General features: G+C 54.2%; 9 protein-coding genes. 6 read left to right on the top strand and 3 right to left on the bottom strand.

Annotated elements, in window-relative coordinates; all coding sequences use genetic code 11:
* Positions 1-499 precede the first annotated feature (499 nt).
* The 4 genes from SAMA_RS12290 to SAMA_RS12275 all read left to right on the top strand — a co-directional run bounded on the left by SAMA_RS12290 (position 500) and on the right by SAMA_RS12275 (position 3719).
* The gene (locus SAMA_RS12290) at positions 500-2056 is read left to right on the top strand and encodes a cytochrome ubiquinol oxidase subunit I (protein ID WP_011760462.1); all 1557 of its coding nucleotides are present in this window, start codon (positions 500-502) and stop codon (positions 2054-2056) included.
* A 15-nt stretch (positions 2057-2071) separates the two neighbouring features.
* On the top strand, positions 2072-3211 hold the full coding sequence (cydB, locus tag SAMA_RS12285) for a cytochrome d ubiquinol oxidase subunit II (protein ID WP_011760461.1): 1140 nt from the start codon (positions 2072-2074) through the stop codon (positions 3209-3211).
* A gap of 12 nt (positions 3212-3223) precedes the next feature.
* The gene (cydX, locus tag SAMA_RS19400) at positions 3224-3337 is read left to right on the top strand and encodes a cytochrome bd-I oxidase subunit CydX (RefSeq protein ID WP_011760460.1); all 114 of its coding nucleotides are present in this window, start codon (positions 3224-3226) and stop codon (positions 3335-3337) included.
* Positions 3338-3440: 103 nt separating this feature from the next.
* Positions 3441-3719 (top strand): TfoX/Sxy family protein, encoded by a 279-nt coding sequence (locus tag SAMA_RS12275; RefSeq protein WP_011760459.1) that lies wholly within the window; start codon positions 3441-3443, stop codon positions 3717-3719.
* Positions 3720-3871: 152 nt separating this feature from the next.
* On the opposite strand, the gene SAMA_RS12270 is transcribed toward SAMA_RS12275, so the two are convergent.
* A complete protein-coding gene (locus SAMA_RS12270; protein ID WP_011760458.1) occupies positions 3872-5872 on the bottom strand; it encodes a methyl-accepting chemotaxis protein in 2001 nt (666 codons plus the stop codon).
* Between the two features lie 666 nt (positions 5873-6538).
* Between SAMA_RS12270 and SAMA_RS12265 the strand changes: the two genes are divergently transcribed.
* Positions 6539-6784, top strand: a complete 246-nt coding sequence (locus SAMA_RS12265; RefSeq protein ID WP_011760457.1) for a YdcH family protein — start codon at positions 6539-6541, stop codon at positions 6782-6784.
* On the opposite strand, the gene SAMA_RS12260 is transcribed toward SAMA_RS12265, so the two are convergent.
* Both SAMA_RS12260 and SAMA_RS12255 read right to left on the bottom strand, forming a co-directional pair.
* Positions 6772-9840: an efflux RND transporter permease subunit gene (locus SAMA_RS12260; protein WP_011760456.1), complete on the bottom strand. Its 3069-nt coding sequence runs from the start codon at positions 9838-9840 to the stop codon at positions 6772-6774. The genes SAMA_RS12265 and SAMA_RS12260 overlap by 13 nt on opposite strands.
* Before the next feature lie 3 nt (positions 9841-9843).
* A complete protein-coding gene (locus tag SAMA_RS12255) occupies positions 9844-10956 on the bottom strand; it encodes an efflux RND transporter periplasmic adaptor subunit (protein ID WP_011760455.1) in 1113 nt (370 codons plus the stop codon).
* Between the two features lie 153 nt (positions 10957-11109).
* Between SAMA_RS12255 and SAMA_RS12250 the strand changes: the two genes are divergently transcribed.
* Positions 11110-11730, top strand: coding sequence for a TetR/AcrR family transcriptional regulator (locus SAMA_RS12250; RefSeq protein WP_011760454.1), 621 nt, complete (start codon positions 11110-11112; stop codon positions 11728-11730).
* Positions 11731-11776: the final 46 nt, after the last annotated feature.

The following is an 11776-nucleotide window of genomic DNA, read 5'->3' as shown; positions in this document are numbered from 1 at the left end:
TTGGTTTGTGGTGGGTTTATTCAGTTTTATACGATCAGGGTGCGAAAATACGCATCTTTTGTGGGGTGAGGGTGCTTTCCTATTCCATTGGATATGGGGTGTCAATCACGCCGCCTCACAAAATGTGTGCTCGGTTGCAAATTCCACTTAAAGCCCCCGCATTGATTGATTTACGTCAATTCAGGGTGGTATAAAATTGCTGCTGAAACTCCTTAAAACCAGGTGTAATTGCCTGATTGCAATAATTTTTGGGTGTTTCACACCCGGTGACGCCGGGTGGTCATCACAAACTGCTGCAAAAGTGTGAGTTGAGTCTGGATTATCGGGGCGAAAACACGCAGGCAGGGAAGATGGACCAGGACGTCAAAATGTCTGCCCCTGGACCGATTCAGAATGCCGGGGCATCAATAACTCAAATTTTACTATCCTACAAAGGTTGCTGCGCTTATCGATGGGGATCGGATAAGGGTAGCAGGACGCACCAAGTAAGGAGTCGCTGATGATTGTTGAAGAGGTTGTTGAGCTATCGCGCTTGCAGTTTGCGCTGACGGCCATGTATCACTTCCTGTTTGTACCCCTGACCCTGGGCATGGCCTTTCTGCTGGCTATCATGGAATCGCTTTACGTGATGACCAACAAGCAGATCTACAAGGACATGACCAAGTTCTGGGGTAAGCTGTTCGGGATTAACTTTGCCCTGGGCGTGACCACGGGCCTGGCCATGGAATTCCAGTTTGGAACCAACTGGTCATACTATTCTCACTATGTTGGCGACATCTTCGGTGCGCCCCTTGCCATTGAAGGCTTAATGGCCTTCTTCCTCGAATCAACCTTTGTGGGCATGTTCTTCTTTGGTTGGGATAGATTCTCCAAGCGTCAGCACCTCACGGTAACCTGGCTGATGGCGCTCGGTACCAATATGTCGGCATTGTGGATTCTGGTAGCCAATGGCTGGATGCAGAACCCTGTGGGATCTGTGTTCAATTACGAAACCATGCGCATGGAAATGACCAGCTTTGCCGAAGTGGTCTTTAACCCGGTTGCTCAGGTGAAGTTTGTTCACACAGTGGCCTCCGGCTATGTGGCTGGTGCCATGTTCGTGCTGGCTATCAGTGCTTACTACATCCTGAAAAAGCGTGACCTGCCGTTTGCCCGTCGCTCTTTCGCCATTGCCGCAAGCTTTGGTATGGCCTCTATCCTGTCTGTTATCGTGCTCGGCGATGAGTCCGGTTATAAGGTGGGTGAGGTACAGCGTGTGAAACTGGCTGCCGTTGAAGCCGAATGGCACACAGAGCCAGCTCCTGCCTCCTTTACCGTAGTGGGTTTTCCAAATCAGGAAACCATGCACACCGACGGCGCCATCAAGATCCCTTATGCCATGGGTATTATCGCTACCCGTTCATTGGACGAGGAAGTAACAGGTCTGCGCGATCTGGTGGATGAGCACGAAGTACGTATCCGTAACGGTATGAAGGCTTACGCCATGCTCGAAGAGCTGCGTGCCGGAAACAAGGACCCTGAGCTTAAGGCGGCTTTTGAAGAAGCCAAGATAGACCTGGGCTATGGTCTGCTGCTCAAGCGTTACACCGACAAGGTGGTTGATGCCACCGAAGAGCAAATCAAGGCCGCTGCCAAGGATTCTATCCCAAGCGTGGCACCGCTGTTCTGGTCGTTCCGTGTCATGGTGGGCCTGGGCGTTATCATGCTGTTCGTGTTTGCCGCGGCCTTCTGGCAGAGCACACGTCACCGCATCGAAGAAAAGAAATGGGTACTCAAGGCCGCGCTCTACAGCCTGCCGCTGCCCTGGATTGCTATCGAGTGTGGTTGGTTTGTGGCCGAGTATGGTCGCCAGCCATGGACCATCTCTGAAGTGCTGCCAACCTTTATGTCGGCCTCCAGCCTGAACCCAAGCGATCTCTGGTTCAGTATCGCCTCTATCACACTGTTCTACTCAGTGCTGTTGGTGATTGAGCTCTTCCTGATGTTCAAGTATGCCCGTCTTGGCCCAAGCAGCCTCAAGACCGGCCGCTACCATTTCGAGAAGCTGGAAGCCTAAGGGAAGGATAAGACTATGTTTGATTACGAAGTATTGCGTTTTATCTGGTGGGCCCTGGTCGGCGTGCTCTTTATCGGCTTCGCTGTCACCGACGGTTTCGACATGGGTGTGGGTGCCTTGCTGCCAGTTATCGGCAAGGATGACACCGACAGAAGAGTCATGATCAACACCGTTGCCCCCCACTGGGACGGTAACCAGGTATGGCTTATCACCGCCGGTGGCGCGCTCTTTGCCGCCTGGCCCATGGTCTATGCCGTGTCTTTCTCGGGCTTCTATGTGGCCATGGTGATTGTGCTGCTGGCGCTGTTTTTGCGTCCGGTGGGCTTTGACTATCGCTCCAAGATTGAAGCACCAAAATGGCGTAAGTCCTGGGACTGGGCGCTGTTTGTGGGCTCCTTCGTGCCGCCGCTGATTATCGGTGTTGCCTTTGGTAACCTGCTGCAGGGCGTACCCTTCAATTTTGATGAGTTCCTGCGTGCCAAATACCACGGTGGCCTGTTTGGTCTGCTTAACCCCTTCGGTCTGTTGGCCGGCTTGGTTAGCGTGAGCATGTTTATGATGCAGGGCGCAACCTGGCTGCAGATGAAGACTGAAGGCGAGCTGCGGGTGCGTGCCACCAATGCCGCTCAGCTGCTGGCACTTCTGCTGGTCGTACTGTTTGCCGCGGCTGGTTTCTGGGTCGCCAATGGCATCGATGGTTATGTGATTACCTCGGCTATCGACACCCACGCTGCCTCTAATCCAGTGGGTAAAACCGTTGAGTTGGTAAGTGGTGCCTGGATGGCGAACTATCAGACGTACCCCATCACCATGGCTTTCCCTGTACTGGGTCTGGCGATGCCGGTGCTGGTGATTCTTGCAAGCCGTTTTAACCGCAGTGGTTTTGCCTTCCTGTTCAGCTCGCTGGCGGTTGCCGGTGTGATCCTGACCTGCGGCGCGGCCATGTTCCCGTTCGTGATGCCATCTTCACTGGAGCCGGGCGTGAGCCTGACCATGTGGGATGCCACCGCCAGTGAAATGACCCTGACCGTGATGACCTGGGCTGCCATTATCTTTGTTCCGATTGTGCTCTCGTACACCATCTGGACTTACTACAAGATGTATGGTCGTCTGAGCCGTCAGTTCATCGACAACAACAAGCATTCACTGTACTGATAAGGAGTCGCTATGTGGTATTTCACCTGGATTCTGGGCGTACTCTTGGCCTGTTCCTTCGGGATTATCAACGCCCTGTGGCTTGAAAACACCGAAAACATGGATCGCAAGTCAGACGACGAATAAGCGCCTGAGACACGATAAACCCCGCCCTGTGCGGGGTTTGTTTTTTCCGGAGGTTCCAATCCTGATGCTATGATGGGGCAAACCGCTTGTTTCGGAGTACCCCATGACCCCAATTCTAAAAGCCGCCAACCTTGGCCCCAAGTCGGCGGCTTGGCTCAATGAGATAGGGATAACCAGCCTTGAAGATTTGCATTGCCTTGGCAGTATTGAAGTGATGTTGCGCCTCAAGCAAGCAGGAATTCCGGTAAGTCTTAATCTGCTCTACGCCCTCGAAGGTGCCTTGGAAGGGCGCCATTGGCAGGATGTCAGGCGGGAGCTAAAAGCGGAGCTGGTGCTGATGTGGGACGCTGCATTAAGCCTTGATATCAGGCAAAAGCTCTGACATCCAGCTCTGAAATCCAGCTCTGAAATTGAGCTCTGAATTCCAGCACGGTAAATGAAACTCATGACTGATAGCTCACGTGGCAATGTACCGGGTATTCAGCGAGAAATAAAAAAGCCGCCTTTTGGCGGCTTTTTTATTGCGGGTGAGGATCAGGTTCTGAACACCCCAATCCGCGCGGTCAGATCCCGCGCCAAATCCCTGAGCTGATTGGCGCTGTCCACCGTGGCGCCAGCCCGGAACTCTCCTTCCCGGGCAAGGTCACTTATCAGGTGCAGATTGCGGGTAATGTCTTCGGCGACAGTGCTCTGCTGCTGGGTGGCGCTGGCAATGCTGGCAGAAACTGTGGCCAAATCTCCGATACGGCCGGTAATGGTATCCAGTTCCTCGCCCGTGATACTGCCCTGCTCGGCGCAGCTTTGTCCAAGCTCATGGGCTTTTTTCATCTGGGCTGCGGTGCTGCGCACCTTATCCTGAAGATTGCCAATGGTTTTACTGATTTCCTGAATAGAGCTTTGGGTACGGCTGGCGAGGGTTCGGACTTCATCGGCAACCACCGCAAAGCCGCGGCCCTGCTCACCGGCTCGGGCCGCTTCGATAGCGGCATTCAGCGCCAGCAAATTGGTCTGTTCGGCAATGCTGTTAATGACTTCGGTGACCTGGCTGATAGCTTCACTCTCTTTGGAAACCTGTTCAACCGCATCGTGGCTTGCCGCCAAAACCTCACTGAGGCGGCCAAGGTCCGCTACCATACCATCGAGCCGTTTCTGACCTTCTTTGGCGGCACTGTCCACGCTCTGGCTCTGCTGCGCCCCGTCACTGGAATGCTCAGCCACATCGCGTATAGAGGTAGACATTTCTTCGATGGCGGTGGCGATTTGGTCGGTTTGGGCCATCAGCGCTGTGGCTTCATCGCCATTTTGCGCGGCGATTTGCCGGGCATCTTCGGCCATGGTGCCCAGTGTGGTGACAGATGATTTCAGCGATTCAATCAGGGTTTTCAGATTGCCCGCCATGGTCGCAACACTGTTGCGAATATGGTCCACTTCGTTGTGGGTATCGGCAGGGCTGGTTTGCCAATGTTGATCCAATTCACCCCGACCCAGACCTTCAAGCTGGGTTTTCAAGTCAGTTAAGGGCTTAAGTGCCCGCAGCAACACCCATGACAGGCTCAGGGTGATAAACAGAATGGCGCCTATCGACAGCAGGGTGTTGACCTTGAGCAGGGCCACACTCTCCTCATGGAGCTCAGCCATGGGGACCGATGCTATCAGGCGCCAGTGCCAACCGGGAATGTCGCGGGTGATTAGATATCTCTCCAGTTCCTGATTGTCGGTAAACTGCATTTCACCGCTACCTACTGGCAGGTCTGAAGGCGACAGACCCTCGAGCATACTGGCATTCAAGGGCTCGCCTGCCTGACTCTCCTGGGCGTATACCACCTCATCCTTTTGGTTTAACAACATAAAGTGGCCGGTTTTTTCAACCTTCAGGCGGCTTACTGCGGCTTTCAGCTGGGTCAGTGAGTCGCCGATGTCAAAGCCGATATAGAGTACGGCTACCACTTCTCCGGACGGGTTTTTAACCGCCCGATACACAGTCATATAGTCGTGACCGAAGAGTTTGGCGTAGCCCTCATATTGTCCACCCTGCATCAAAACATTGTATGCCGGGTGGGTTTTACCGAGATAAGTCCCCAGTGCCCGGCTGCCATCGGCCTTTTTGAGTGAGGTAGAAATCCGTAAAAAGTCGTCGCCGTCTTTCACAAACACGGTGGCGGTGCCGCCGGTGAGGTTGGCATAGCGGTCAACCTTGCTCTTGGTCGAGTTGATTTGTTCTTTGTCGTGCATCAGCGCCGGTGTGTCTTGCCCCAGTACTTTGACTGTGTTGCCGGATTTATAAAAGCTGCCGGGATACATTTCTCTGAGAACATCGGCATTGCGGTGGGCGAGGGTGGCAAGGCTTCGGTACTGCAGTGCCAGCATGTCGGTAACGGCTTCAGCCTTGGATGACATGGCGTGGGTGCCTTTTTGCTGCAAAGCATTGGATGCCGACTTGTAGGCTATCAATCCCATCAGGGCAAACACCACCAGGGTAAGCAGAGTTGCTAAAATGCCTATCTGTTTGGCCAGTGGCCATTCTTTATAGTTCATTGTTTTTCCTTACAGACTCGCAGGGTGTGACTAATGTACATCGGCACGGCGTACGAAAAATTGACCAAGCTCCAACTCTGAATTTACCTTTTGTTAATTTAATCACATGCAATGGATTTGGGATGATGCACGCAATGCTGAGTGGTGCTTTGTATCCTTGGCTACGGTAAAGGTAATAGAGGGAAAAAAAGCGTGGAGCTGGGCAAAGGGACATTGCCACTGAGGACTCAGCGCATCGGGAGGTTTAGGTATTTACGCCAGTTGGGCTATGTCAAAGACACCTGAGACCTCTGTGATTTCGACATTGCTGAGCCCACATTCTCAGTGACAGCTTGCCATGGTACAAGAATGAATCTGTGGGGCGCACCTGACGGATGACTAACAGGTATGCGCCTGCGATGGAACGTACGACACGAATCTCTGGGGTATTTGGGGGCTTAGCTACTGAGCAGCATTTTGCTGCACGTTTTAAACTGAATCTGAAAGAGATAAAAGGCGCCCATAGGGGCGCCTTTTTACTGGTTCAAATTTGCACAAGTCAGAGGTGCGGCTTATGGTGAATAGGCTGTACGATTTTTGTGCTGTTATCTCATTTGGGCCCGGAGGGCCAAACCAAGTGGACAGCATATTGAACCACACTTTTCATCCACCCATATGGAGGTCATCATGCTGGGAGAAAACCACCTTCTTTCCAATGAGTTCCCCGATTACAGTGAGCTTATCCAAAGTCTTAAGTCCAGTGACAGCGAATTCAGTGCCAAGGCCAGACGCTATCACGAGCTGGACCATAAGATCCGTGGTCTGGAGGTCAATAAAGTGCCCACCACAGATGAACACTTCTCAGCCCTCAAGCTCGAGCGCGCCGAGTTGAAAGATAAAATTTATCATACCCTCAAGGCTCACACAGGCTGAGTCGCGAGTTGAGCCTGCGCGCTTCTTTGCATCAGCAGGCGATACATCACAGGTACCCAAACCAACGACAACAGGGTTGTCAGCACGGTTCCTCCGGCAATGGCCACCGCAAAAGGTGGCCAAAACCCGCCCCCGGCAATAATCAGCGGTAAAAATCCCCCAACCGTGGTGATGGTCGTCGATGTGATGTGACGGGTGCAGCTGGCGACAGTTTTAACCAGTGTTTGCAGAGTCATTTGTCTCGCATCAGCCACATCCTCCAGCTCAGCCAAAATCACAATGGCAGCATTAATAGCAAGCCCCATTAGCCCCAGTAAGCCGATGATTACCGTAAAACCAAAAGGATAATCAAACAGATACACAGCCAGCAGTCCAAGTCCCGCCGACTGTGCGGCGCTGAGCAGTATGATGCCGGTTAGGCGGAAGGAGTTGAAACTGAGTACCACAGTGGCCAGCAACAGGGTGATGACCAATGCCACCGACGACAGCAGATTACCCACAGCTTCATTGCGTTTGGCACTCTCTCCGCCCACTTCGATGTGGTATCCCGGCGGCAGAGGCAGGGCATCAATGCGCTCGCGGACGTCGCCGAGGACCCGGGCCGGCAACACATCGGTTTGAATATAAGCCTCAAGGGTGTTGACCCGCTGACCGTTGCGCCTTGGAATGGCTCCGCGGCTCACTGTGATCTGCGTGTGAGACAGGGCCGACAGCGGGATACCACTGCCTGCGCGGGACACCAGCTCAATGGCGGCAAGCCGTCCCTGCTGCTCGCGCATGCTGTCATCGAGGCGTACCCGCACCGGCAGGGACTCGGTTTGCTCCAGAATGCTGCCACCGCTTCTGCCCGTGGTAGCCATCTGTACCTGATTGGCAATATCGGTAAGCGTCAGGCCGCTCATCAGAGAGGCATCTTCGTCTACAGCGAGCTGCACCTTGGGCGCCCCCGGGCTCAGGGTGGCACGGGTATGGATCACCTTGTCGTGTGAAGCGAGAATGGCGCGGATTTCATCCCCAAGGCGTCTGAGTTCTTCCAGCGACGGACCGTAAACCATCATCTCCACAGGGGCATTGAAGGGCGGGCCTTGTTCGAGTTTACGCACCAGCACCTGCGCCTCGGGGAACTCTTTGTCGAGGGTACGTTGCAGTGTTGGGATCAGGGCATTGGCTGTGTCGAAATCCCGTACCTTAACCATGGCCTGGGCATAGTTGGCCGCGCCCTGCTGGCGCTGGGTGATGTTGTAGTAAAACGAGGGAATGTTGCCACCCACGACCCAATCAATGCGCTCTATGCCATCGGTTTGCTCCAGCAGTTTGTCCATCGCGGCCACTGTGATGTGGCAGCGCTCAAGACTGACCTGGGGAGCGAGGTACACCTCAATCTGAAACATATCCCGATCGGAAGGGGGGAAGAATTGTTCAGTCATACGGCCTGCGGCCATAAAGCCCAGCAGCGGCAACAGACCTATCAGAAGTGCGCTGGCCAGCGGGCGTTTTAATACCTTGCCAAGCAGCCCTTCGTAGGCGGCAGCCAGTTTGGGCATCCGAATACCGTGGGCACGCCAGTCGTGGCCTTCACTTGCGGGGCTGAAACGTCCGGCTAATCCAGCAATCAGGGTATGGGAGATAAGGTAGGAGCCGGCAAGGGCAAACATCACTGAAATGGCAATGCCTCCCACAAACTCCCCTGCGGCACCGGGCATCAGCACTATGGGCGCGAAGGCGAGAATGGTGGTAATGGTGGAGCCCGCGAGCGGCAGCCACAGGTGTTTTAAGGTGTTGCTGACAGCTTCCAGTCTTCCCTGTCCTTCCTGGCGCCGCTGTGAAATGGCATCCACTATCACGATGGCATTATCCACCATGATCCCAAGGGCAACCACCAAACCTGTGACCGACATCTGATGAATGGGCAAATCCACTGCGCGCATGCACGCCAGGGTAAAGAGTGCGGTCAGGGGCAAGGACAGTGACACTACAAAGGCATTGCGAAGCCCCAGGGTAAGCATTAACACCAGCAGGATAATGATAAAGCCCTGCAGCAGGTTCATTGCCAGTTCACCGAGACGGGTAACCGTGTAGCTCTCCTGTTCAAACAGCCACTGCACCTCGATATTGGCCGGCATACCGGCTTCGAGCTCGGCGACAGCGCCGCGAACCTGAGCCAGCCATTTGTCTACCCGGGTGTTATTGAGCATACGGGCACTGACCATGATGCCGCGCTCACCGGACAAGAGTGCCAGAGTATCCGGCGGAGTCTTATATTGGCGACTGACGCGGGCAACGTCACCCAGGCGTATTATCTGACCAGAGGCATCTACCTTCAGGGGAACCTGACGGATACGGGTTTGGGAGTCCAGTTCTCCCGACACCTCGACCAGAGCGCGGAAATGGCTGTTGTGGATTTCACCCGCAGCAATTTTACTGTCGGCAGCAGACAGGATTTGCGCGATGGCACCCGGGGTCAATGCCAGCTGATTGACCTTGTTGCCATCGAGCTCCACCAGTATTTCTTCGCTGGGGGCTCCATAGAGGTGGGCAAAGTCAGTTCCGGGGAGCAGCCGCAGGCGACTCTGCATTTCTTTGGCGTAACGCCCCAGAATATCGACTCTTGGCTCGCCACCACCGCGCCACGCAAGGCCTAGGATAACCGTGTTGGCGTAGCCAATCTGATCGTCCAGTGTGGGATTAGCCGCACCCTCCGGCAGCTTGGTCCGACTGTCAGCCATTAAGTCCCTGGCCCGGGACCAAACAGGATCGGTTTCGGTAATATCGTCTTTCAGCTCCAGTTGGATAACCGATATGCCGGGTCTGGAAGTGGACTGGATAAGCTTTAATTCTTCCAGTCGCCTTAACTGATTTTCCAACACTTCAGTGACCAGAGCTTCGACCCGCTCTGCCGATGCGCCCGGATAATGGGTGATCACCGAGGCATATCGGTTGGTGATATGAGGGTCTTCGAGCCGGGGCAGGGCACTCATGGCGCCAAGCCCGGCGACCAGCAAGAGCGCAATAAAAAGTGCCGCCAGCCGGCCGTTTTCCACAAAGGCTTTAATCATGGTTTACCTCGTGGCAAGGGCTGTCATGGGCTGGACATGCTCGCCCACCACCAATTTATGCAATCCCTGAGTGACGATTTGATCCCCCGCATTCAGGGCGCCAATGAGGTAGGCCCTGTCTCTATCGGTAAAGAGGATTTCCACGTCCCGGCGCTCGACCACAAATTCGTTTTCTCCACGGGGTTCAACCACATAAAGGTTCCAAAGGCCCCGAAGGCCATCGGTGAGTGCCGAGACTGGCACCCAGTAGCCGGGCGTATTTACCTGCTGCTGATAATGAAGGTAGGCAATCTCACCGTTAAGGACGCCGGCATCGGAGGGGAGTGACAGTCTTAGCCCAACGGTGCGTGTAACAGGGTCGATGGAGGGGTTGATCCCCGCAAGCACGGCGCGGTAGTGCTCACGGCCAACACGTAAGTCCATCAGTTGCCCCTGGGTGAGGCTTTTGGCGATGTCCGCCGGTACCCCGACGTGGGCCTGAGCGGCTTTGTCTTCAACCAATACGAACACCGGTTGCCCCAGGGGAACGACTTCGCCCAGGTTGAAACTGCGGCTACCGATACTGCCATCGAACGGGGCCAATAGCCGGGATTTTTCCAGTTTGAGGGTATTGGCATACAGACTGGCTTTAAGGCGCTCCCGGGCTCCTTCTAGGCTACCCAGTCGCCCTTCGAGTTCATCCAGTTGTTGGCTGGACACATATCCTTGTTTTTTGAGTTCCAGGCTTCGCTTCAGCGTAGATTGGGCCAGACTGAGATCGGCGCTGTTTTGGCTCAATGCAGCCTGAAGCTCCTGCTGCTCGGCTTTAAGTAAACTGGTATCAAGTGCCGCAAGCTGCTGGCCTTTTCGTACCCTGTCACCACTGTCGGCATAGAGGCCACTGAGCTTGCCTGCCAATTCAAAGCCCACACCAGTGGTGTTGGCAGCGCGGATGGTGCCACTGAATTCCAGCGGCCTTTGATAGCCGTCACTCAGACTCAGGCTCTGGGTGATTACGGTGGGCGGAGTGCTGTCATTGAATGGCCCGGCATCCTTTTCCTGACAGGCAGACAATACACCCAGCCCCAGAAGCAGGGGCAGGTGTTTTATCCACCTGTGGCAATTCATCGCGTTCATGTGTGTTTCCTGTTGGTATCGCTCCGGTAGGGTGCCGGTTAAAAAATGGTTAAACTGGACTGTCTAGTCTATTTTGGTAAAACTGGACTGTCTAGTCTATTTCATGCTTAAATTTAGACTGATTTTTTTGCTTAACCTGACCGAGTGTTATGAATGACATCCATGCAATCTTCCAGCCCCAGTCGCAGTGAACAAAAGCGCAGCGCCATTTTGGAGGCGGCAATCGCACTTTTTTGTGCCCAGGGTTTTCCCAATACCAGTATGGATGAGGTGGCCAAAAAAGCCGGAGTGTCCAAGCAAACGGTGTATGCCCACTTTGGTAATAAGGACGATTTGTTTGTAGCCTCTATCGAGTGCAAATGCGACGTGCATGAAATAGCACCTGAGATGCTGGCGGATGTGGCGCATCCCGAACAGGTGCTGTTACAGTTTGCCAGTCGCTTTGGCGACATGATTGTCAGCGAAGAAGCCTTGACGGTTTACCGGGCTTGCGTGTCACAGTCTGAGACGCATCCGGAAGTCTCCCGTTTGTATTTTGCGGGCGGGCCAAGCCGGATCCTCACTATGCTCAGCGACTACTTTTCCAGGGTGGAAGCGACAGGTGCATTTCGGTTCGGTGATGTGCGCCATGCGGCAATCCGTTTATGCCTGATGCTTTACGGAGAAAGGCGTCTGATGTTGGAGTTGGGATTACCACTCCAGGAAACAGAAGGTGAACGGGCCCGCTATCTTGCAGACACAGTGAAAATGTTTTTGGCTGCCGCAAAAAGCTGATCCCAGGTGCGGCTGCTGCGTATTGGACCCAATATTTTTACCACGG

The sequence above is a fragment of the Shewanella amazonensis SB2B genome (assembly GCF_000015245.1).
GTDB classification, from domain to species: domain Bacteria; phylum Pseudomonadota; class Gammaproteobacteria; order Enterobacterales; family Shewanellaceae; genus Shewanella; species Shewanella amazonensis.
Note: the sequence above shows the minus strand (reverse complement) of the source record. Positions and strands in the feature narration are given on the sequence as shown.